Here is a 23,310-nt window from a genome sequence, read left to right as displayed (position 1 = left end):
GAATTATAAGTCTTTGGTAAGGTTTCTCACGATTTTGTATTCGCTAAATGCTTCTTTAGCAATTACTTTAAGAGCGGTGTAAAGTGGAATGGCAACAATCATCCCTATTATATTAAATAAAAGACCTGCAATAAGAATGGCTAAAAAGATTTCTAATGGATGTGACTTCACACTTTTCCCAAAAATTAAAGGTTGATTGATAAAATTATCAATGAGTTGTGCTATTGCGTAACCCGACATAACGTAAGCTAATTTGGGAAGAATCACGGAAGAGAAATCTGCTCCTAAATTACTAGAAATTACAAAGAGCATCATAAGAACTCCTGCAACCAAAGGTCCTAAATAAGGAACAATATTTAAAAACGCGCAAATAAAAGCAATAGCTATGGGATTGTCTACGTCATAAATCATTAATAAAGAAGAGTAGAGAATGAATAAAACAAATATTTGTAGAACAAGACCTACAAAATAGCGCGAGAGCAGTGCTTTAATTTTCTCGAAAACTCTTTTAAACCTTCCTTCGTCTCCACGATTTGCAAAAACTAAAATACTGTTGAGCATTAGTTTACTGTCTTTTAGCAAGAAAAAGGAGATAAAAATTATTGAAAAAATTCCAATTAAGGCAGTTCCTAAACCTCCAAAAATGAGGTTCATAAAATTAGGAATTACCTTTAAATCAAAATTTTGAACAAAACTAGTTTGTTGAAGACCTTGTATAATATCTATTTGCTGAACTCCTAAATATTCTTTTATTTGGATATTTAATTCGTTTAAATCGTTTTTAAAGGCATTAAAATCAATTTGCCCTAAATTCTCACTTTGCTGAACGACAATTGGTATAAAAAGCGCGATAATTCCTACAAAAATGGCAGAAACCATAAGTAATACAATTATAACGGCAAGTTTATTAGGTATTTTTAATCGGTATTTAAGAAAACGAACAATTGGCCTTCCTACTAAGGAAATTACAGCCGCAATGGCGATATATACAATTACCGATTGAATCATATAAATAAATACGCAAAACAAAAGAATAGCAACAATAACTCCTAATGCTCTTAAAATACCAACCGTAATTGTTTTTGCTCTCATAGCGTAAATATATTATTTAATTGCGATTGTCGATTATTTTTTTTGTCATCTCATACAAACAAATCCCAGCAGCCTGTGCTACATTCATACTGCTATTGTTGCCAAACATAGGAATATGTACGATGTTTTTGCTCAACGCCAATAAATCTTCGTGAACGCCACTACGTTCTTCGCCTACAATCAATGCTATTTTTTTGGTAAAATCTAATTTTAATTCAGAAACTGGAAAACTATCTTCTGTAATTTCTAAACTAATCCATTGGTAATCTTCTTTATTAATTTCTTGCAGAATTTCTTCCAAATTATCATAAAAATTAATATCTACTATTTTTTCGGTAGATCTCGCCGTTCTTTTAAGACGATTGCTGTTGAGATCGATGACCGAATCGAGTACCATAATTTTTTCGATATGAAACGCATCAGCTATTCTTAATAAACTCCCCAAATTTGCTGGACTCGAAATACGATCTGTAATCAGAACAATAGGAAATTTCTCTTTTTCAAAATCTATTTCGGTATGTGTAAGTTGTCTAGACATATTAATTTTGAAAGGCGTATGTTACGATATTAGCACCCATTTTTAAGGCTTTTAATCGCACTTCTTCGGGATCGTTATGAATCTCTGGGTTTTCCCAGCCATTTCCTAAATCACTTTCATACGTAAATAACAATACGAGTCGGTTATCTTCAAAAAGTCCAAAAGCTTGAGGTCGGTTTCCATCATGTTCATGAATTTTTGGTAAGCCGTCAGGGAAAGGGAAAACTATAGAAAAAATAGGATGTGTAGCCGGAATTTCTTGCAACTCTTTATCGGGGAAAATTTTCACCAATTCTTTTCTTAGGTATTGATTCATTCCGTAGTTATCATCGATATGCAAAAAGCCTCCGCTAAGTAGATAATTTCTTAAATTCTGCGCTTCTTCGGCGTTAAAATAAACATTTCCATGACCAGTCATATGAATAAAAGGATAGTCAAAAAGTTCTGGAGAAGAAGGTTCTACATTTGGGATTTGCGTACTTATTTTGGTTTGGATATTTGTATTGCAAAATTTCACCAAATTGGGCAAGGAAGTGGGATTCCCATACCAATCGCCACCGCCATTGTATTTTAAAACCGCTACACTTTGTGCAGTAAGGTTTCCAGAAAATAAAATAACAAAGACAAGAAGATAACGCATAAAAAGATTTATATTTTAAAGATAGAAATTATTTTATAATTCGTGTACTATCGCAAACGTATGTGTCGCAACAATAGCAGCAGTTTCTGTTCTTAAACGTGTATTTCCTAAGCTTACGGGAAGAAAATTATTTTCTAATGCCAATTCAATTTCTGAAATAGAAAAATCTCCTTCAGGACCAATTAAAAGCGTATAATTTTGCTGAAGCGGAATGGATTTAGATAACAATTTCTTATTTGTTTCTTCGCAATGAGCAATAAAACAGTTTCCGTTCGCATTTTTTTGGACAAATTCAGAAAAAGAAATTAACGGATTCAATTGAGGTAAACGATAATGAAGGGATTGTTTCATAGCGCTTTGTAAAACCCGTTCGTAACGCTCTGGTTTTATTCTTTTACGTTCACTGTGATCACATAAAATAGGCGTGATGCTATCAATACCAATTTCGGTGGATTTTTCTAAAAACCACTCAAATCTATCGTTCATTTTGGTAGGTGCTACTGCCAAATGTAAACCATAAGGTCTGGGCGTATCTTGCTTTACTTCTTTAATGCTAGCCAGACATTGACTCGGGTTTGCCTGAAGAATTTTGGAAATAAAAAGAGAACCTTTTCCGTTGGTAACGTGCAATATATCGCCTTCTTTCTTACGAAGCACTTTAGCAATATGCCTGCTTTCCTCTTTAGTAAAAACGATGTTTTTGTCTACTGGCTGAATATGTTCTTGATAGAATAACTGCATATTAAATACTGTACCTTGCTTTTGCAGATATGGAAGAATCTGTAAAATCTTTTTGTAAAAATTTGTAATGTCCAACAATGGCGATCATAGCGGCATTATCTGTCGTATATTCAAATTTGGGAATGTGAGCAATCCAATTTCTTTTTTGCTCTTGTTCTTTTAGCATCGCTCTAATTCCTTTATTCGCAGAAACACCTCCGCCAATAGCGATTTCTTTAATTTTGGTTTCATTTACCGCTTTTTTAAGCTTGTCGAGTAAAATATTCACCACCGTATGTTGAAAAGAAGCACAAATATCTTTTAGATTCTCTTCAATAAAATGCGGATTTTTCTTTTCTTCTCGTTGTAAAAAATATAACACCGCAGTTTTTAATCCGCTAAAGCTAAAATTAAGTCCGTCTACTTTTGGTTTTGTAAACGCAAAAGCTTTAGGGTTTCCTTCGTGCGCATATTTATCAATGAGAGGACCGCCAGGATAGGGAAGACCTAACATTTTTCCGCATTTATCGTATGCTTCTCCTACGGCATCATCTAGAGTTTCGCCAATTACAGACATCTTAAAGTAATCCTCTACCTTAACAATTTGCGTATGGCCGCCACTAATAGTTAGTCCTAAAAACGGAAAATTTGGTTTGCGCTCGCTAGCATCGTCTATAAAGTGAGCCAAAATATGCGCTTGCATATGGTTGACTTCAATCAACGGAATTTGCAAAGCCATCGCCATAGATTTAGCAAAGGAAGTTCCTACTAATAAAGAGCCCATTAAACCAGGGCCTCGTGTAAACGCAATCGCAGAAATTTGATCTTTTGTAATTCCAGCCTCTTTTATAGCCTGATCAATAACGGGCACAATATTTTGTTGATGCGCTCTAGACGCTAACTCTGGCACTACGCCACCATATTTTTGATGCACTTCTTGCGTGGCAACTACATTGCTAAGAATACTAGCATTGTGTAGTACCGCTGCGGCGGTATCATCGCAAGAAGACTCAATGCCAAGAATATAGATATTTTGTGTGTTCATTATGAAATATTAGGCACAAAAATTGTTAATATTGTTGCTAAAGCTACCTATTTTTGTAATCGTATACTTACGAAGTTACGAGCTTGGGTAAAAGCAAACAAATTTAGGATTATTCTTTTTCATGTAAACCAATTCAATCAGAAACTCCATTAAAAAATTTTTCAAAATATTAGGACGGGTCATCGTGGCAATTTTGTTGCTGTTCTTGTTGTTGATATTGGTATTTTCCATTCCTAGTGTGCAAACTTTTACGGCGAATAAGGTGACGCAAATTCTTTATGAAAAATACGATGCCAAAATAGACGTCGAGAATGTAAGTATTTCTTACGATGGGAGGGTAGTTTTAGACCAAGTTTTTATCGCAGATCACCATCAAGACACTTTGATTAGCGCCAAAGAATTGAAAACTTCGTTACTGAATATTCCAGGACTACTCACAGGATATGATTTAGATTTCGCTAATGCGGAAGTAAACCAACTCAAGCTCCATGTTAAACGATACAAAGGAGAAGAGAGAGATAATCTCAATATTTTTTCAGAAAAATTTAATAGCGGAAAACCTAAAACCAGCGATTTTTCCTTAACCATTGATCACATTCAAGTGCTGGATGGAACCTTTACTTTTGTAGACGAGAATAATGATATTCCTAATTTAGTTCATTTAAATAATCTCAACATCAATGCGTATAATTTACTGGTAGATAATAGTGATGTGTATGTAGATATAAATAGTTTAAACGGAATGGAAGCAAGAGGAATTCCTATCAAAAATCTTCAAACCAAATTTTCCTATACGTCCAAGCTAATGCGTCTAAAAGACCTTTCTTTAAAGACAGAAGAATCGTCGATTGTAGGAGATTTAAAATTTAAGTATAAGGATCCCGAAGATTTTAGTGATTTTGAAAATGAGGTGCAGCTAGAAGCTAAATTGCAGACGTCCTCCATAAGTACCAATGATTTAACAGTGTTCTATGAAGAGTTTGGGAAGGAAAAAACATTTACATTTGAAGGAAATATTTCTGGAACTTTAAACGATCTTAATTTAGAAAACTGGCACATGCGGGGCATGGATCGTAGCGTTATAGATGGAAACCTGAATCTAAAAAATATGCTGGCACAGGATCCTAGTAACTTTGTGTTAGAAGGAGATTTTAATCAGTTATCGACCAATTATTATGATTTGGTCAACTTGCTGCCGCGAGTATTGGGAAACACGCTGCCCAGGGAACTTATAGAAATAGGAAATATTAACCTTAGCGGATATATAAAAGCGACTCCCACTACAATCTCTACCAATTCTAGAGTGAACAGCCAATTGGGAAATGCCATTTTAAAAGTAGATTTAGGAGCTTTAAATGACCCCGATTTTGCTACTTATAAAGGCAATGTTGTTTTTAAAGATTTTAATTTAGGAAGACTTCTAGGGTATGACGAATTAGGAAAAACCAGCTTCAACTTAAAAGTAGACGGCACAGGATTTAATCCAAATACCTTAAATACTAAACTTAACGGAAACATTGAAAAATTGCGCTTTAATGCATATACCTATAAAAATATAAAGGTATCAGGTACTTTGAAAAATCCATATTTTAATGGAAATTTAGTCATCGATGATCCCAATTTGCAATTTGATTTTAATGGTTTAATTGATGTTTCCGAGGAGCAAAACGTGTATGATTTTAATGCTCATGTGGCTTACGCGGATTTGTACCGACTTAATTTTGTAAATCGCGATACACTTGCCATCTTTAAAGGAAATGTGGAAATGAATATGCGCGGAACCACCATAGATGACGCCGAAGGTGAAATTTTACTCAAAGGAGCTTCCTATAAAAATCAAAATACGGTCTATAATTTTGAAGAATTTATTGTAACCTCTAGTTTTAAAGAAGAGGTGAGGAAAATTACCATAAATTCTCCAGATATTATTAGTGGGGAAGTAGTGGGGAAATTTAACTTAAGGGAGGTGCCTGCATTGTTTAAAAACTCCATAGGTAATTTATATGCCAATTATGAGCCTATTCCTATTGAATCCAATCAATATTTAGATTTCAATTTTGATATCTATAATAAAATTGTAGAAGTGGTTTCACCAGATGTAAAACTTTCGTCAAATACTTTTATCCGCGGAAGCGTAGAATCTGAAGAAGATGAATTTAAACTAACGTTTAAGTCGCCAGAAATGGAAATCTTTAAAAATAAATTGGAAGAGATTAATGTTCAAATAGACAATTCTAATCCGTTATTTAACGCTTATGTAGAAGTAGATAGTATTTCTACCAAATTTTATAATGCTTCTAAGTTTAACCTGATTAATGTAACCTTACGCGATACTTTATTTGTGCGTACAGAATTTAAGGGCGGTGAAAATAATGATGACGATTTTAACTTGAGTTTTTACCATACGATTAATGAAGATAATAAATCTGTAGTTGGATTTAGAAAATCAAATTTTAAGTTTAAAGAAGCCAAATGGTATTTGAATCAGAAAAATCTTAAAAATCAAAAGTTAGTATTTGATAATGAATTCAAGACGTTTGAGTTGGATACCTTGCTAATTTCTCACAAAAATGAATTAATTAAATTCAGTGGAGAACTTACAGATTCTACCTATAAAAACTTTCACGCAGATTTTTCTCAAGTAGACTTAAAGAAGATTACGCCATATTTAGACAGTCTAGATCTTGGCGGAATCGTTAACGGAGAGCTTAATTTTCTTCAGAAGAAAGGAGTTTATTACCCCAGTAGTTCTCTAAACATAAAAAATGTATCGATTAATGATACAGATTATGGAAACTTAGACCTTTCTATAGAAGGAAATAAATCGCTTACTTCGTATCAAATTGATGTCATATTGAAAAATGAGGAGTATGAATTTTTAAAAGCCAAAGGCGGAATTAATGTAAGCGCAGAAGACTCCAATATAGATTTAGTTGTAGATCTAGACAAGTTTAAATTAGATGCTTTTAGTGCTTTAGGTGGCGATGTAATTTCTAATATTAGGGGAGAAGCCTCAGGGCAAGCAAAAATCTCTGGAGATTATAGTAACCCAGATATTTCTGGGCGATTAACGCTAGAGAAAGCCGGCGCTAAAATTCCGTACTTAAACGTAGATCTAGATTTTGAGCAAAATGCTATTGTAGATCTTTCAAACCAAGAGTTTTTGTTTAATAAAATTGATGTTACCGATGTGAAGTATAAAACAAAAGGAGTTCTTAACGGAACTATTTCTCATCAAAAATTTTCTAAATGGGAACTAGATTTAAGCATTAATGCACCAGATAGATTACTTGTTTTAGATACGGAAGCAACAGAGGAATCCCTTTATTACGGAACTGGTTTTATCAATGGAAGCGCTTCTATAAAAGGTCCCACAGATGAATTAAAGATAACGGTAAATGCAAAAACAGAGAAAGGAACTATATTTAAAATCCCGTTGAATGATACAGAAACTATTGGAGATAATTCGTTTATCTACTTTCTAACTAGGGAAGAAAAAATAGCTCGAGAACAGGGGAAAGAAATTGAGACCAAACCTGTAAAAGGTTTAGAGTTGGTGTTTGATTTGGATGTGACCAATGATGCCGAAGTGGAGATTGTGGTAGATCAAAATAGTGGAAGTTCTCTGCGTGGCCGCGGGGCAGGAACTATATTGATAGAGATCAATACCAACGGAAAGTTTAATATGTGGGGAGATTTCGTCGCCTATGAAGGCGTATATAATTTCAAGTATGGTGGTTTGGTACAAAAGGAATTTCAGGTAGTTTCTGGCGGAAACCTTACTTGGGATGGGAGCCCAACTCGAGCTAATCTTAATGTGAGAGCTATGTATGAAACTTCTGCAAATCCCGCTATTTTACTAGAAAATCCAACGATAAATAGAAATATTCCTGTAGAAGTTTTTATCAATTTAGAAGGAGAATTAACAGAAGCCGATTTAAGCTTTGACATTGAATACCCCAATCTGAGTTCCGTGGTAAAATCTGAATTGGAATATAGAATTAGCGACAGGCAAAGTACAGAGTTGCAAGCCTTATCCTTAATTACTCAAGGTAGTTTTTACAGTCAGAATGCACCGGGACAAAATGCAGCTCCAGGCAATTTATTAATAGAAAGAGCTTCTGGGTTATTTGATGATATTTTTAGTGATGAAGATGGAAAGTTTAAAGTAGGAATTAATTATGTTCAAGGCGCGCGAACTCAAGATCAAGATGTAGCAGACCGTTTTGGAATAACACTTAGTACACAAATTAGCAAGCGAATTTTGCTTAACGGAAGAGTGGGAGTTCCTGTTGGTGGAGTTACAGAATCTGTAGTGGTAGGAAATGTAGAGATAGATTTATTGCTGAATGAAGATGGAACGCTTAGAGCTAAGCTTTTTAATAGAGAAAATAACATACAATATATAGGGGAACAATTGGGATATACACAAGGCGTGGGACTTTCTTATTCGGTAGATTTTGATACGTTTAAAGAATTGATTCGAAAAATGCTGAATCAAGAGACAGAAAAAGAGAAGAAAATCCCAGAAGAAGTAGAAGAAAATCCTAAATCTCTAGCGCCAGATTATATTCAATTTCCCGGAATAGATTAACCGATTTCTAGAGTAGGCAATTATCATTAAACTTGCTTTAAAACTTTAGTCTTGATTCTTAACTCTAACAACGAAATGGCCCGCTCAAAAGTAATGTTTCAGTATGGGCGGGTCTTGATTCTCTATCAGAAAATAATAAAATTTAAACAATCTTACTCCAGTTTTTAACGAGATAAAGAAAGCCAATGAGGGCGACTACAAAAGAGATTCCTGCTTCTAGAAAATCTCCGTATATGATAAATCCCGTTCCAAAGAGACTTGCATAAACGCCGAGTGTTCCTAAAAGGAAAGCACCAATTTTGTAGTTGATGTGTTTAAACTTTCCTTCACCAAATACCAAAGCATCAAATCTATCTAAAGTTTTTTGATCGCTAGGTTGGGTTAATAAAGTTACACTTACCCAAGCTATGGTAGTAATCACTACGCCAATGACCAACTGCCAATGCGAAGCAATCTCCAACCAAGGCGATTCTAACTTACTATTCACAAAGAAAATAATAGCGATAAGAAATGAAGATAACATCGCCGCAATTTCACTATACGGATTGATTTTGTACCAGAACCACCGCAGAATGAACAATAAACCAGTTCCTGCGCCAATTTGTAGCAATAAATTAAAAGCATCTCTGGCTTCCTCCAAAATGAGAGAAAGTAAGCCCGCAAAAATCATCATGCTTATGGTAGAAATTCTCCCGACTCTTACTTTGGCTTTTTCTGAAGCATTTTTGTTGACAAAGCGAGCGTAAAAATCGTTTACCACATAGCTGCTTCCCCAATTGAGGTGCGTAGAAATGGTACTCATAAAAGCAGCGATGAGAGAGGTAATTACAATTCCTAATAAGCCAGAAGGTAAAAAGACCAACATGGCAGAATACGATAAATCATCTTTTACAAAAGAAGCACCTAAATCTGGGAAAGCGGTTTGTAAGCTTTCTAAATCTGGATAAATAATTAGCGAAGCCAAACCTATAAGAATCCAAGGCCAAGGGCGCAATGCATAATGAGCTATATTGAAAAATAAGGTAGCCAACACGGCATTTTTTTCATCTTTTGCCGCCAACATTCTCTGGGCAATATAACCACCGCCGCCTGGTTCAGAACCAGGATACCAAACACTCCACCATTGTACAGAAAGTGGAATAATCAACAGCGGGATAATAATTTCTGGCTGAGAAAAGTCTGGAAAAAATGGTGTTTTATCTTGAACTAATTCGTGAGTTAATAAATTTTCTAGTCCGCCAATTTGTGGGAGGTTAATGATGTAATAGCTAGCCCAAATGCTTCCTACCATCGCAATAAAAAACTGAATAAAATCTGTAATGAGAACGCCTTTTAAGCCGCCAAGCAGTGAATAGAATACGGTCACTAATGAGGCGATGACTAAAGTTTGTACTTCAGAAAAACCAAATAAAACGTGTCCTATTTTAATGGCTGCCAAACAAACGGTTGCCATAATAACTATATTAAAAAATACACCTAAATAAAGAGCTCTAAATCCTCGTAGCAAAGCAGCACTTCTTCCGCTGTAGCGGATTTCATAAAATTCTAAATCTGTGGTGATGTTACTTCGGCGCCAAAGTTTAGCGTAAAAGAAGACGGTAAGCATTCCGGTAAGGAGAAAAGACCACCAAATCCAGTTTCCGTAAACGCCATCTTTTCGAACGATTCCAGCAACAAGACCAGGAGTGTCTGCAGCAAAAGTAGTAGCAACCATGGAAACTCCTAAAAGCCACCACGGCATATTTCTTCCGCTAAGGAAAAAACTATCTACATTTTTACTACTTTTTCTATAGACGAGAACGCCCACCAAAAGACTGATGACAAAAAAGGAAATGATAAGCAGCCAATCTAATGTAGATAATACCATGGGATGATGTTTACTGAAAAATAAATCTACTTAAAAAAATCATTTTTTCCGTCAAGGAAGATTAGAAATGTTTTTTGCTTGCAACCAATTTATTTTACTGCAATGGCACTTATTTCTACGTTCACGAATTTAGGAAGATTAGCTACTTCTACGGTTTCTCGCGCTGGGGCTGTTTCTTCGTCAAAATACGTGGCATAGACATTATTGATTTGCTGAAAGTTATTCATATCACTTATAAAGATGGAAGTTTTAATGACGTTTTCAAAAGTCATTTCTGCTGCTTCTAAAACTGCTTTTAGATTTTGCATTACCAAATGCGTTTCTTTCTCTAAATCGTCTGTTACCAAATCATTGGTTTTAGGATCTATGGCAATTTGACCGCTCGTGTATAATGTATTTCCTGTCAAAACAGCCTGATTATAAGGTCCAATAGGAGCAGGAGCGTGTGGGGTTTTAATAATTTTCTTCATAGTTTATAAATTTCTGTCTCGTTCTCTATTCTTATCGTATTTGATATCGCTCAACACATTGGCTTTAATACCAATAAAGAAATACCAAGATTCTCGATTTCCGAAGGGAGTCCAGTTAAAAGAAAGTCTCCAGCTTTCTAAATCGCGCTGAAAGCGGAGTTGGGTAAAGGTAAAGCCGGGATTTTTAAAATCGAATCCAGAAGATGCACCAACAGTCCATCTTGGTGAAAGCTCTACATCTCCAGAAAACATTAGAGAATGGGAGGAGATTTCATCTTCGCGTCTTAAATTATTGTAGGTTGCCGTGTAGGCGAATCTAATTTTCCAAGGAATGGCATAACGATATCTTTGGGTTTCGTTTTCTACAACTTTTTCTTCCTTTTCTTCGTCTTCTCCATAAAGCCGACCATCTAAACTGGTAGATGTACCAAACAAATCGTCTGGTCTTCCTCCGTTTCTAAACGTTTCATTGTCCAGCTTATCGGTATCTTTTTCGCCTCTTTCAAAATCTTTATTAGAAAGACTGTACCCAAAACTTACGTTGGCTCTGGTAAGTCTAAATAAACTTCCGCCGTTGTTAATATTATACGTATCTATACGTTGATTATTACTGTTAAGTGCATAAGGATCTAGCGCACCATTAAAGTTGATGTCTAACTTATTTTCTATAATTGGCAAAACCCCTCTTACCGTCACAGGCTGAAATTGTAAAGAATCTGCTGCCAAATTGTAAGAGGTAGAAAGAGATAAATTACTTAGTAATTTACGCTTTATAGGTTCGGTGGCAGTGGTATCTTTAGAGCGTACTTTTGCTTCAAAATCGTTGGTAAGGGAAAACCCTATATTGCTCCCGTAGGTATTTCCTGGAGCTCCAAAAAGACCACCTTCAAACCTAGAGTATTCTACTATTTCTTCAGGTAAACCAGAAGTTTCTGGAACCAAATAGGTATCATAAAATTCATTAAACGCAGGATTAATACTGTAGCTCAAAGAAGGTCGCACCACGTGTCTAATGGCTTGTATTTTACCTTCTTTTTTAAATTTGAATAATCCATAAATGGTAGTTCCTATACTAGAAGAGAAGTTATAGGTTCTATACGCATCAAAACCATTTACGGTATCTGTCACTACTTTTTGCAGACTTTGATTATACGAACGATCTATGGTTTTAAAAACCCAATTTTCTTGTAAAGAAGTACCGGCACTAACACTAAAATAATTAAAGAGTTTAAAATTAGTACTCACAGGAACCGTATGTTGAATTCCCGACTGCATATTCTTGAACATTTGAGGTTTAAAGAATAGTGAATCTGTGGTTCTAATTCTATTTTCTCCTCTTAGGTTATATTGAAAATTTATATTTTGAAAAATTCCTTTTTTGGTTCCGTTTTTAGGTTCAAAAGGATAAATCCTAGCCATACTCGCCTGCACGGTAGGCAAAGTCATATTAACCTCTTGCGTATTCGTATTTTGATTATGCGTTACGGCGGCACTTAGATTTACTTGAGGTTTTCCATCAAAAGTTTTGGAGTAGGAGACCGAAGAACTTAAGTTGTTATTTAAAAAGTTTCCTGTATTGGTTTGGTTGATGGTTTCTTGGTAATATTTACTACTTCCAAAATTGACTGAGGCTTGGAATCTACTCGACGGACTTGCTTTTTGATCCTGAGTATGATTCCAACGTAAATTATAAATAGTACTTTCAGAGAAATCCGGGAAACCGCGTTCACTATTTAATAATTTCTCATACCGGAAACTTACATTTCCGTTGTAGCGATACCGCATTGCATAATTAGACTCTAAGCGAAAACCATAACTTCCGTTGGTATAATAATCTCCTAAAACGGCTAAATCTACATAATCACTAATATTAAAATAATACCCTCCGTTTTGCAAAAAGTAACCTCTATTTTGATTGTCTCCAAACGATGGAATAATAAATCCCGATGCTCTTTCATCTGTTAAGGGAAAATATCCGAAAGGTAAACCCAAGGGAGTAGGAACATCGGCGATATACATATTCACAAGGCCGGTGACGATTTTTTGTTCAGGTACCAGTTTAATTTTTCGTGCGTAAAAGTAATAATCGGGATTTTCAATATCCTTAGAAGTAGTAAATTTTACATTCTTCATAAAATACACTGAATCATTCTCGCGTTTGGTCGTTTCTCCTATTACATTAAATTCTCCTTGCTTGGTTCTAGAATTGTGTACCAATGCTTTTTTGCTCACGGTATTAAACCGAATACTATCTGGTTGTATTACGCTTTCTGCTTGAGTAAAAACAGGACTTTGCGTGTATGTGTCTGTAGAATCTTTGATCCCGTACGCATATATTTCATTCTTTTTATTGTCTAGAATAATTAGACCGGCTTCAATAACTAGATCTCCATATACAATCTTAGCTTCGTTATATAAATAAGCTTTTCCGTTTTTACGATCGTAACGCATATAGTCTTTTGCGGTGGCTACAATGTTTGCTGTCAAAAAAGAATCCTCTTTGGGTTTAATGGTATCTACCTTAACGGTGTCCATTAAAGTGGGCGGTTTTGGGGTAAGACTATCACTTAAGGAAAAAACAGCTTCTCTTTCCGCAGGAATATTTACTTTTGTAATGCTGTCAATTTCTTGGGCCACAGTTGCTGTAGAACCTAGAAACACAAAAAAACACGTGAAAAGTATGTAAAGTAAGTTTGTTTGCAATGCTTAGAGTGCTATTTTTGTGTGATTTTGGCTTGCTTTTTGAAAGTTCAAAATTACATATATTTTTTAAAGGTATATGTAGAATTTTTAAAAATTAAAAACCAAGTGTTAATTTTAAAAAACTAACTCCCTCATTATGAAAAACAACTGTGTTTATATTCTCTTAATTTGTTTCTTCTTTGGTATTCAAAGTTATTCCAATGAAAAAAACCCTCCCAAACCTTTTGTAGTGGTGTTAGATGCAGGACACGGAGGAAAAGATCCTGGAAATCGTGGGAACGGATTTTATGAGAAACATATTGCATTAGATATTGTTTTACAAGTAGGAAAGCTTTTAGAAGATAACAAAGACATTAAAGTAATTTATACACGCAAAACCGATGTTTTTGTTCCCCTTCATAAACGTGCCGATATAGCAAATGATGCAGAAGCTGATTTATTTGTGTCTGTACATTGTAATGCTGCCAGTAGTTCTAGCGCTCACGGAACTGAAACATTTGTACTGGGACTGCATAACAATAAAGCTAACCTGGAAATAGCAATGAAAGAGAACTCAGTAATCTATCTAGAGGAAAATTATGAAGTCACTTATGATGGTTTTGATCCTAAGGATCCTTCCTCTTATATAGGTATGACGTTAATGCAAGAAGAATATTTGGACCAAAGCATTTTATTGGCAGATTTTATTCAAAGAGAATACACAAATACTTTAAAAAGAAAAGATAGAGGGGTAAAGCAAGCAGGGCTTTTAGTATTAAGAGAAACTTATATGCCTAGTGTTCTTACGGAAGTAGGTTTTCTTACCAATAAAACTGAAGGAACTTATTTAAATTCTACTGCAGCAAAAAATAAGGTGGCCAACTCTATAAAAACGGGAATTGTTGATTATAAAAACAGCATTAATCTTCATTTTTCTGAAACTCCAGCGCTACTAGATCCAAAACCTATCGAAGAAAGAGAATATGGAGATAACTATGATGGGGTTTTATTTAAGGTGCAAATCGCTGCTGGTTCTACGGCAATAGAAACTGCCTCTTATAATTTTAAGGGGCTAAAAGATATAGAGCGAACTAAAGAAGGTAAGTTTTACAAGTATTACTACGGAAAAACTTCTAGTTATAAAAAGGCAAAAGATTTGCTTGTACAGGCTCAAGAGAAGGGCTATAAAAGCGGCTATTTGGTTGCTTTTAAAGAGGGAAAGAAAATTAGCGTTAATGAGGCGTTAAAAAGTCCGAAGAAATAGATGGACTTTTCTATATTTAATCCTTAAATTTGCTAACCTAAAAAACATATTCATTTGAAGATTACTAAAGAAGTAAAAACAGCTTTATTAGCTATAGTAGCGATTGCATTATTAATTTTTGGATATAGTTTTCTAAAAGGCAATAACTTACTTAAAAGCGACAGAACATTTTATGCTACATATAATGAAGTAGAAGGTTTAGCTAAATCATCTGCCGTAACTATTAACGGAATTAAAGTGGGTTCAGTTACTGATATCTCTTTTTTAAATAAAAAGGGAAGAGTTTTAGTAACCATGAGTATAGAAGATGATTTTGAATTTACCACAGAAAGTGTCGCTAGAATTTATGGGGGAAGCTTAATTGGTGGAAAAACCATGGCGATTATTCCCCATTATAATGGAGATAGAGCAAAATCTGGAGATACTTTGGTGGGTGATATAGAAGAAGGTCTCTTAGAGTTGGTGAATGATCGTCTAACCCCGCTTCAGAAAAAAGTAGAAAGTGCGATTGTAAGTGCAGATTCCTTGTTATTTGCGATTAATGACGTATTGGATAAAGAAACGCGAGACAATCTTAAAAAGACGTTTGCCAATCTTAATACTACCGTAGAGTCTTTTAATGGAGTAGCAGATAATGCCAATAATGTTCTTGGAAATGTGAACAATATTCTTGGGAATAATGAACAGAAATTAAATAGAACTTTTACCAATTTAGATGAGATATCTGGTAACTTTAATAAGTTTTCTGATTCTATAGCTAAAATTGATTTGAATAAAATGGTCGCTGATTTTGAAGGTGTCATTGCAGATTTTCAGAAAATATCCAACGATTTAAACGATGGAAAAGGTACTGCGGGTAAACTATTAAAAGATGATAAAGTCTATGACAATATGGACAGAGCGACCAAGCAGTTAGAAGAATTGCTGCAAGACATAAAGCTTAATCCAAAACGTTATGTTCATTTCTCTGTCTTCGGAAAAAATGCAGGTAAATACAAGGAACCAAAAGACTCTCTTAAATAATTATATTCAACTATGGCATTATTAGGACAAGTTTTATTTGTTATCGCTTTACTTTTTGGTTTAGGCTTTTTTGCTAGAAACGTAAAGAAGTTAGTAAGAAATATACGCTTAGGGAAAGAGATAGATAGAAAAGACCAACCTAATGAGCGCTTTGCCAATATGGCTAGAGTTGCTTTGGGGCAATCTAAAATGGTGAAAAGACCTATCGCAGGTTTTTTACATATTGTAGTTTATGTAGGTTTTGTCATTATAAATATAGAAGTTTTAGAAATTATTATTGATGGTATTTTTGGAACGCATAGAATATTTTCATTTTTAGGTGCCACTTATAATTTACTTATTGGCTCTTTTGAAATCTTAGCTTTATTGGTTTTTATTGGTATTATATTCTTCTGGACCAGAAGAAATGTTTTAAAATTAAAACGATTTTGGGCGAATGAAATGAAAGGGTGGCCTAAAAGTGATGCCAATAATATTTTGTATTTTGAATTAATTTTGATGGCTTTATTTTTGTTAATGAATGCAGCCGATTCTCAATTACAAACCTTAGGAGCAGAACATTATGCTAATGAAGCAGGCATTGTAGGCTCTTTTCCCGTGAGTCAGTTTTTAGTTCCGCTAATTGATGGCCTAAGTATTTCTTCTTTAATTATTGTAGAAAGAGCTGCTTGGTGGTTGCATATTTTAGGAATATTATTCTTCCTAAACTATTTATATTATTCAAAACACTTACATATTCTTTTAGCATTCCCTAATACATATTTCGCAAAATTAACTCCGCAGGGAGAATTTGATAATTTGGAATCTGTAAAAAAGGAAGTGGATTTAATGATGGATCCAGATGCAGATCCTTTTGCAGCACCAGATCCTTCCGAAGAAACAGAAGAACCAGAAAAATTTGGTGCGAGTGACGTTAAAGATTTAAACTGGGTACAATTGCTTAACTCGTATACGTGTACCGAATGTGGACGCTGTACTTCTGAATGTCCTGCAAATCAGACCGGGAAAAAACTTTCTCCGCGTAAGATTATGATGGATACGAGAGATCGTTTGGAAGAAGTAGGAGCCAATATAGATACGAATAAAGGAGAATTTAAAGACGACGGAAAACAACTTTTAGATGATTATATAAGTAGAGAAGAACTTTGGGCTTGTACTACGTGTAATGCATGTGTAGAGGCTTGTCCCATAGGAATAGATCCTTTATCTATCATTGTAGAAATGAGAAGATATTTGGTGATGGAAGAAAGTGCTGCCCCAAACGAATTAAATATTGCTATGGGTAATATAGAAAACAATGGTGCGCCTTGGCCTTACAATCAAATGGATCGTTTAAATTGGGCAGAAGAAAAATAAATTTTAAGAATTACTCTAAGTAAAAGAGAAAAAGATATACAGATTATGGAAGAGGCGATTAAAGTGCCAACAATGGCTGAATATATGGCAGAAGGTAAAAAACCGGAAGTTTTATTTTGGGTAGGTTGTATGGGAAGCTTCGACGATAGAGCAAAAAAAGTAACTAAAGCTTTAGTAAAACTACTCACAAATGCTGGTGTAGATTTTGCCGTTTTAGGAACCGAAGAAAGTTGTACAGGAGATCCAGCAAAAAGAGCAGGAAATGAATTTTTATTTCAGATGCAAGCTGCACAGAACATAGAAGTGATGAATGCCTATGAAATAGAGAAGATCGTCACCGCTTGTCCGCATTGTTTTAATACGATTAAGAACGAGTATCCCGAGCTTGGCGGAAATTATAAAGTCATGCACCATACCCAATTTTTAAAGTCTCTTTTAGAAGAAGGGAAATTGAAAGTAGAGGGAGGAAAATTTAAGGGAAAGAGAATTACTTTTCATGATCCTTGTTATTTGGGACGAGCAAATAATGAATATGAAGCGCCAAGAGATTTACTTCGGAAGTTAGAAGTAGAATTGGTGGAGATGAAAAATTGTAAGAAAAACGGTCTTTGTTGTGGCGCTGGAGGTGGACAAATGTTTAAAGAGCCAGAAGCTGGTAATAAAGATGTAAATATATTGCGTACCGAGCAAGCGATGGAAACCAAGCCAGATATGATTGCGGCAGGTTGCCCTTTTTGTAATACCATGATGACAGATGGTGTTAAGAGTAAAAACAAAGAGGGAGAAATTGAAGTTATGGATGTTGCTGAAATGATTGCGCAAGCAGATGAATTATAAGTTTAATACTGAAGATGTAGTTTTGATATGCATGTAGATTTTAAAGAATTACCCTTAGAATCCAAAATTTGGATTTACCAATCCAATAGACCTTTTACACCAGAAGAAATTCAAGAATTGGAACAAGAAGTTGCTGAATTTCTTGTTCAATGGGCAGCTCACGGCTCAAATCTTAAAGCTGGTTTTGAAATAAGATACAGACGGTTTATCATAATTGGTTTAGACCAATCTCTTCAAGGAGCTTCAGGATGTTCTATAGATGCTTCTGTACATTTTATTCAGGATTTAGAGAAAAAATACGAAGTCGACCTGTTAGATAAAATGAATGTGACCTTTAAGCAAGGTGAATTTATCGCTTATAAAACACTTATAGATTTTAAAAAGATTGTTAAAAACAGATCAGTTTCTCCTAAAACTATCGTATTCAATAACTTGGTAAATACGAAAGAGGAATATTTACACGATTGGGAGATTCCGATAGAAGAAAGTTGGCACAAGAGATTTTTGTAGCATACTTTTTGAATATTCTTTTCTGTAATCTTCTGTTTTTAATTCGGCCACATCCATGAATTCTTTAATTAAAATCCTTTTTATATTGGTGGTAATTCCCAGCACATTCGCTCAAAAAGTGAGTCCGTTGATGACAGATGATGCTGCAAATCAAAAAAAATGGGTAGATAGTATTTACCTAAATATGAGTTTAGAAGAGAAAGTGGGTCAGTTATTTATGGTCGATATTTTTTCAAGCAAAGGTGACGCTGCCGCGGATAAAATTAAAAAACTCATTGATGATTATCATCTAGGAGGAGTAATTTTTTCTAAAGGAGGCCCTCTGCAACAAGCTAAGATGAATAATGAGTTTCAAGAGCTTTCTAAAGTTCCTTTACTTATAGGAATGGATGCAGAATGGGGATTGGCAATGCGCTTAGATTCTACTTATGCTTTTCCTTGGAACATGACTTTAGGAGCTGTAGAAGACAATCAATTGATAGAAAGAGTAGGCCAGCGAATAGCAAAACACTCTAAACGCTTAGGAGTTCATATTAATTTTGCACCCGTAGTAGATATCAATATCAATCCTGAAAACCCCATTATTGGAAATCGTTCTTTTGGTGAAAATAAACAACGTGTAACCCAAAAAGCGCTTGCTTTTATGAAAGGGATGCACAAAGAAAATGTGTTGAGTAGTGCCAAGCATTTCCCAGGCCATGGAGATACAGATACCGATTCTCATAAAGCCTTGCCTACGCTCAATTTTACTAAAAAGCGCCTAGATAGTCTGGAGTTATATCCTTATTATAAAATGATTCAAGAAGGGGTTTCTAGTATTATGGTAGGGCATCTAAATGTACCTGCTTTAGAACCTAAAAATAATTTACCTTCTTCTTTATCAAAAAAAATTATTACAGAACTTCTGCGAGACAGCCTTCAGTATAAAGGATTGGTGTTTACCGATGCTTTAAATATGCGAGGAGTGGCAGATTTTGATGAAGGGGGAGAAATAGATTTAGCTGCCTTTCTTGCTGGAAATGATATTTTATTGATTTCAGAAGATATTCCTAAAGCGCATGATAAACTTGTCGCAGCATATCAAGAAGGCACGATAACAGAAGAACGTTTGGCATTTTCCGTAAAGAAAATTTTACAATCTAAATATAAGGTAGGATTAAACCATTACCAACCCGTTGAAACTGCATATTTGGTAGAAGAATTAAATACGATTCACGATGACGTATTGTACGAAGAAGTGATGGAGAAAGCAATCACCGTGATCAAGAATGATAAGGCAATTATGCCCATCAAAGATTTAAAATCTAAGAAAATTGCATATGTAAATCTTGGTGATGCCAATGGAGCCGATTTTTTTAATCAACTTCAAAGATACACCGAAATAGATCACGTTAAAGATGAACATCTGGGTTCGTTATTGGGAACTTTAAAAAATTACAATTACGTAATTATTGGTCACCATACTTCTAATGATAATCCTTGGAAATCCTATAAGCTTACGCAAAAAGAAATGGTTTGGTTGTACGAAATCTCTCGTTTAAATACCACTGTACTCGCTTCATTCGCTAGGCCTTACTCTATTCTAGATTTAAAAACGACTACCAATTTGGAGGGAATTGTATTAGGATATCAAAACAGCAAAATTGCGCAAGAGAAAGTAGCGCAAATGCTTTTTGGAGCTATTGGAGCCGAAGGTCGATTACCAGTGACGGTAGGAGATGATTTTCCTGAAGGAACAAAATATATTACTAAGCCACTAAAACGTTTGTCCTACGGTTTACCCGAAACAGTCGGAATAAATTCTGCTAATTTAAATAAGATAAGCGCATTAGCGCAACGCGTTATAGACGAAAAAATGGCACCTGGATTGCAGTTATTGGTAGCTAGAAAAGGAAAAGTGATTTATCAACAGAATTTTGGATACCACACCTATGAAAATAAAATTCCTGTAAGCGATAGTACTATTTATGATTTGGCATCTTTAACCAAGATATTGGCAAGTTTGCCGCTAGTCATGGAATTAAAAGAAAAAGGAGTACTACAGCTAGATACAAAACTAAAAGAAATTTTACCTGAATTAAAAGGAACCAACAAGGCCAATATTACCTTGAAGAAAATGTTAAGTCATTATGCGCAGCTTCAAGCTTGGATTCCTTTTTACATCGGTACGCTTGACGCAGAAACTAAAAAAGCTTCCGTAAAGTATTTTAGACCGCAACCCGATGAAGTGTTTAATGTAAAAGTCGCTGATGATTTCTATATGCGTAGGGACATCAATGACTCCATTTTTAAGCAAATTGTAGATAGTGATTTGCGAAAAAGAAAGCAATACAAATATAGTGATTTACCCTATTATATTTTAAAAAAGTTCTTAGAGAGCTATTACGGTAAGTCTTTAGACCAACTTACCCAAGAAAAAGTATATAAAGATTTAGGTGCGAATTTTTTGGGATATCTTCCATTAGATAGATTTAACGCAGATCAAATTCCGCCTACAGAAATTGACGATTATTGGAGAAAACAAAAGGTGCAAGGTTATGTTCACGATCAAGGAGCTGCTATGCAGGGCGGAGTAGGAGGCCATGCAGGTCTTTTTAGTAATAGTAATGATGTGGCAAAAATTATGCAAATGTATTTGAATGACGGCTACTACGGTGGAAAACGTTTTTTTATGCAAGAAACTTTAGGAGCATTTAACGAATGTTATTATTGTGAAGAAGATGTAAGAAGAGGCGTTGGGTTTGATAAACCTCAGTTGGGAACTCTAGGACCTACTTGCGGCTGTATTTCTATGAAAAGTTTTGGGCACAGTGGTTTTACAGGAACTTACGCATGGGCAGATCCCGAAGAAGAAATTGTCTATATATTTCTTTCGAATAGAACTTTTCCAGATGCCACCAATAGAAAGTTAATAAGTGAAGACATAAGAACCCAAATTCAGCAACTAATTTATGATTCAATTATTTATTAAAGCAGTCTTTTTTTGTCAAATGCGTTACCTTTAAACCAAAAAATATGAAAATAGGAATTGTATGTTATCCCACTTTTGGAGGAAGTGGAGTAGTCGCCACCGAATTGGGAATGGGATTAGCAAAACGGGGTCACGAAATTCATTTTATAACCTATAAACAACCCGTTCGTTTAGAACAACTTTCTAAAAATATCCATTACCACGAGGTTAACGTCCCCGAATATCCCTTATTTCATTACCAACCCTATGAACTTGCCTTATCTAGTAAATTGGTAGACATGGTTTTATTGCATGAAATAGAATTGTTGCACGTACATTATGCGATTCCTCACGCCTATGCTGGCTATATGGCAAAGAAAATGTTGGAGGAAGAAGGAATCTATATCCCCATGGTGACCACACTTCATGGAACCGATATCACTTTAGTAGGAAACCATCCTTTTTATAAGCCGGCGGTAACTTTTAGCATCAATAAAAGTGATTATGTAACGTCAGTTTCACAAAGTTTGAAAGACGACACGTTACGCTTATTTAATGTAAAATCTCCTATTTGTGTAATTCCAAATTTTATAGATACGAAAGTAGGAACGAGTCAATTTACAGATTGCCAACGTGAATTGATGGCTGAAGATGATGAAAAGATTGTCACTCACGTAAGCAACTTTAGAAAAGTAAAGCGTATTGGAGATGTGGTAAAGATTTTTAATCAAATTCAGAAAGAGGTAAAGTCGAAGTTAATTATGGTTGGGGAAGGGCCAGAGGTGCAACCCGCAAAGGACTTAGCAGAGGAATTGGGAATTTCAGGTAAAATAATTTTTTTAGGAGAAAGCAATGATGTAGATAAAATTTTATGCTTTTCAGATTTGTTTTTATTGCCTTCAGAAAAAGAAAGTTTTGGATTGGCAGCACTAGAAGCTATGGTAAATGGTGTACCCGTAATTTCTTCTAATACAGGCGGTTTGCCCGAAGTAAATAAACAAAATTTCTCTGGATACTTAAGCGATGTGGGAGATGTGGAAAGTATGGCCAAAAATGCAATTCATATTTTGAGTGATGACCAGCGTTTAAATCAGTTTAAATTGAATGCAAAAGAAATGGCATTAAAATTTGATACCGACTCTGTAATTCCTATGTATGAAGAAATTTATAAGAAAGCCGCCTCAAATCTTAATGCCAAGACTAAGTAAATAAAATCTTTTTTTAGAATTGGTAACGTACCCCAATAGCAATATCTGGAGCAAAATCATCAATTACATCATAGTCGGAAAAACCAATTTCTGGTCTAAAATCTAGTGATACTAATAAAGGGATATCAAAGTTGTATTCTATACCTATGTTACCTGCAACAAAAAGGAATGCACCATCCTTATGTTCAAAATCATCTCTATAGTGTCTATTGTCATCTACACTACCAATACCGGCACCAGCACCCGCATACCAATTAAATCCGCCATCAATATTCCAAACCCATTGGTATAATCCAGCTAGCTTAAAAGCATCAAAATGCTTATCATTTCTCCATCCTAAATCTAGCTCTAATCTATTGTTGTCGCTTCCAAGCGCACGTTGATAAGATACTTCAGCTCCAAAACCGTCTCCACCTCCCAAACGAAGACCAATAGCATTATTAGAAATTTCTTGAGCATTCATGGTCAATAATGCTCCCAAAACAAGACTGAGGGTCAAAAAAATCTTTTTCAT

General features: G+C 35.0%; 17 protein-coding genes. 8 read left to right on the top strand and 9 right to left on the bottom strand.

Going from position 1 to position 23,310, the window contains the following annotated elements:
• Nucleotides 1–3: 3 nt before the first annotated feature.
• Genes RLT85_RS06940 through tsaD form a run of 5 tightly spaced genes read right to left on the bottom strand, consistent with a single transcriptional unit; the run spans nucleotide 4 to nucleotide 4,035 of the window.
• Nucleotides 4–1,092, bottom strand: a complete 1,089-nt coding sequence (locus tag RLT85_RS06940) for an AI-2E family transporter (RefSeq protein ID WP_311401317.1) — start codon at nucleotides 1,090–1,092, stop codon at nucleotides 4–6.
• A gap of 16 nt (nucleotides 1,093–1,108) precedes the next feature.
• On the bottom strand, nucleotides 1,109–1,630 hold the full coding sequence (locus RLT85_RS06935; protein WP_311401316.1) for a TrmH family RNA methyltransferase: 522 nt from the start codon (nucleotides 1,628–1,630) through the stop codon (nucleotides 1,109–1,111).
• 1 nt (nucleotide 1,631) lies between these two features.
• Nucleotides 1,632–2,270 (bottom strand): DUF4159 domain-containing protein, encoded by a 639-nt coding sequence (locus RLT85_RS06930; protein WP_311401315.1) that lies wholly within the window; start codon nucleotides 2,268–2,270, stop codon nucleotides 1,632–1,634.
• 33 nt (nucleotides 2,271–2,303) lie between these two features.
• Nucleotides 2,304–3,011 carry a 16S rRNA (uracil(1498)-N(3))-methyltransferase gene (locus tag RLT85_RS06925; RefSeq protein ID WP_311401314.1) on the bottom strand — a complete coding sequence of 236 codons (708 nt, stop codon included), beginning with the start codon at nucleotides 3,009–3,011 and terminating at the stop codon, nucleotides 2,304–2,306.
• A 1-nt stretch (nucleotide 3,012) separates the two neighbouring features.
• Nucleotides 3,013–4,035, bottom strand: coding sequence for a tRNA (adenosine(37)-N6)-threonylcarbamoyltransferase complex transferase subunit TsaD (tsaD, locus tag RLT85_RS06920; protein ID WP_311401313.1), 1,023 nt, complete (start codon nucleotides 4,033–4,035; stop codon nucleotides 3,013–3,015).
• A gap of 184 nt (nucleotides 4,036–4,219) precedes the next feature.
• Between tsaD and RLT85_RS06915 the strand changes: the two genes are divergently transcribed.
• On the top strand, nucleotides 4,220–8,629 hold the full coding sequence (locus tag RLT85_RS06915) for a translocation/assembly module TamB domain-containing protein (RefSeq protein ID WP_311401312.1): 4,410 nt from the start codon (nucleotides 4,220–4,222) through the stop codon (nucleotides 8,627–8,629).
• A 142-nt stretch (nucleotides 8,630–8,771) separates the two neighbouring features.
• Here the strand turns inward: RLT85_RS06915 and RLT85_RS06910 are convergent, their stop codons facing one another.
• From RLT85_RS06910 to RLT85_RS06900, 3 genes are all read right to left on the bottom strand, one after another.
• Nucleotides 8,772–10,496, bottom strand: coding sequence for a sodium:solute symporter family protein (locus RLT85_RS06910; RefSeq protein ID WP_311401311.1), 1,725 nt, complete (start codon nucleotides 10,494–10,496; stop codon nucleotides 8,772–8,774).
• Nucleotides 10,497–10,585: 89 nt separating this feature from the next.
• Nucleotides 10,586–10,966, bottom strand: coding sequence for a RidA family protein (locus RLT85_RS06905; RefSeq protein ID WP_311401310.1), 381 nt, complete (start codon nucleotides 10,964–10,966; stop codon nucleotides 10,586–10,588).
• Between the two features lie 3 nt (nucleotides 10,967–10,969).
• Entirely contained in the window at nucleotides 10,970–13,669 is a 2,700-nt protein-coding gene (locus RLT85_RS06900; RefSeq protein WP_311401309.1) for a putative LPS assembly protein LptD, read from the bottom strand.
• A gap of 136 nt (nucleotides 13,670–13,805) precedes the next feature.
• On the opposite strand from RLT85_RS06900, the gene RLT85_RS06895 reads away from it, so the two are divergent.
• From RLT85_RS06895 to bshA, 7 genes are read left to right on the top strand one after another with little or no spacing between them, the layout of a single operon-like run.
• Entirely contained in the window at nucleotides 13,806–14,912 is a 1,107-nt protein-coding gene (locus RLT85_RS06895) for an N-acetylmuramoyl-L-alanine amidase family protein (protein WP_311401308.1), read from the top strand.
• A gap of 54 nt (nucleotides 14,913–14,966) precedes the next feature.
• Complete coding sequence (locus tag RLT85_RS06890) at nucleotides 14,967–15,935, top strand: MlaD family protein (protein ID WP_311401307.1); 969 nt, start codon at nucleotides 14,967–14,969, stop codon at nucleotides 15,933–15,935.
• Nucleotides 15,936–15,947: 12 nt separating this feature from the next.
• Nucleotides 15,948–17,291: a 4Fe-4S dicluster domain-containing protein gene (locus RLT85_RS06885; protein WP_311401306.1), complete on the top strand. Its 1,344-nt coding sequence runs from the start codon at nucleotides 15,948–15,950 to the stop codon at nucleotides 17,289–17,291.
• Between the two features lie 45 nt (nucleotides 17,292–17,336).
• Nucleotides 17,337–18,128: a (Fe-S)-binding protein gene (locus tag RLT85_RS06880; protein ID WP_311401305.1), complete on the top strand. Its 792-nt coding sequence runs from the start codon at nucleotides 17,337–17,339 to the stop codon at nucleotides 18,126–18,128.
• A gap of 27 nt (nucleotides 18,129–18,155) precedes the next feature.
• Nucleotides 18,156–18,638: an ABC transporter ATPase gene (locus tag RLT85_RS06875; protein WP_311401304.1), complete on the top strand. Its 483-nt coding sequence runs from the start codon at nucleotides 18,156–18,158 to the stop codon at nucleotides 18,636–18,638.
• Between the two features lie 55 nt (nucleotides 18,639–18,693).
• The gene (locus RLT85_RS06870; protein WP_311401303.1) at nucleotides 18,694–21,609 is read left to right on the top strand and encodes a serine hydrolase domain-containing protein; all 2,916 of its coding nucleotides are present in this window, start codon (nucleotides 18,694–18,696) and stop codon (nucleotides 21,607–21,609) included.
• A 44-nt stretch (nucleotides 21,610–21,653) separates the two neighbouring features.
• On the top strand, nucleotides 21,654–22,796 hold the full coding sequence (bshA, locus tag RLT85_RS06865; RefSeq protein ID WP_311401302.1) for an N-acetyl-alpha-D-glucosaminyl L-malate synthase BshA: 1,143 nt from the start codon (nucleotides 21,654–21,656) through the stop codon (nucleotides 22,794–22,796).
• 13 nt (nucleotides 22,797–22,809) lie between these two features.
• Here bshA and RLT85_RS06860 read toward each other — a convergent pair whose 3' ends face one another.
• A complete protein-coding gene (locus RLT85_RS06860) occupies nucleotides 22,810–23,310 on the bottom strand; it encodes a hypothetical protein (RefSeq protein ID WP_311401301.1) in 501 nt (166 codons plus the stop codon).

The sequence above is a fragment of the Mesonia ostreae genome, from assembly GCF_031845265.1.
Taxonomy (GTDB): Bacteria; Bacteroidota; Bacteroidia; order Flavobacteriales; family Flavobacteriaceae; genus Mesonia; species Mesonia ostreae.
This window is presented reverse-complemented; position numbering and strand designations above follow the sequence as displayed.

Excerpts from the sequence above, each read along its gene's own strand:
- RLT85_RS06880 (WP_311401305.1), top strand. The coding sequence starts at position 17,337 with ATGGAAGAGGCGATTAAAGTGCCAACAATGGCTGAATATATGGCAGAA.
- tsaD (WP_311401313.1), bottom strand. The coding sequence starts at position 4,035 with ATGAACACACAAAATATCTATATTCTTGGCATTGAGTCTTCTTGCGAT.
- RLT85_RS06875 (WP_311401304.1), top strand. The coding sequence starts at position 18,156 with ATGCATGTAGATTTTAAAGAATTACCCTTAGAATCCAAAATTTGGATT.
- RLT85_RS06885 (WP_311401306.1), top strand. The coding sequence starts at position 15,948 with ATGGCATTATTAGGACAAGTTTTATTTGTTATCGCTTTACTTTTTGGT.
- RLT85_RS06935 (WP_311401316.1), bottom strand. The coding sequence starts at position 1,630 with ATGTCTAGACAACTTACACATACCGAAATAGATTTTGAAAAAGAGAAA.
- RLT85_RS06860 (WP_311401301.1), bottom strand. The coding sequence starts at position 23,310 with ATGAAAAAGATTTTTTTGACCCTCAGTCTTGTTTTGGGAGCATTATTG.
- RLT85_RS06940 (WP_311401317.1), bottom strand. The coding sequence starts at position 1,092 with ATGAGAGCAAAAACAATTACGGTTGGTATTTTAAGAGCATTAGGAGTT.
- RLT85_RS06895 (WP_311401308.1), top strand. The coding sequence starts at position 13,806 with ATGAAAAACAACTGTGTTTATATTCTCTTAATTTGTTTCTTCTTTGGT.
- RLT85_RS06910 (WP_311401311.1), bottom strand. The coding sequence starts at position 10,496 with ATGGTATTATCTACATTAGATTGGCTGCTTATCATTTCCTTTTTTGTC.
- RLT85_RS06905 (WP_311401310.1), bottom strand. The coding sequence starts at position 10,966 with ATGAAGAAAATTATTAAAACCCCACACGCTCCTGCTCCTATTGGACCT.
- RLT85_RS06870 (WP_311401303.1), top strand. The coding sequence starts at position 18,694 with ATGAATTCTTTAATTAAAATCCTTTTTATATTGGTGGTAATTCCCAGC.
- RLT85_RS06930 (WP_311401315.1), bottom strand. The coding sequence starts at position 2,270 with ATGCGTTATCTTCTTGTCTTTGTTATTTTATTTTCTGGAAACCTTACT.
- RLT85_RS06925 (WP_311401314.1), bottom strand. The coding sequence starts at position 3,011 with ATGCAGTTATTCTATCAAGAACATATTCAGCCAGTAGACAAAAACATC.
- bshA (WP_311401302.1), top strand. The coding sequence starts at position 21,654 with ATGAAAATAGGAATTGTATGTTATCCCACTTTTGGAGGAAGTGGAGTA.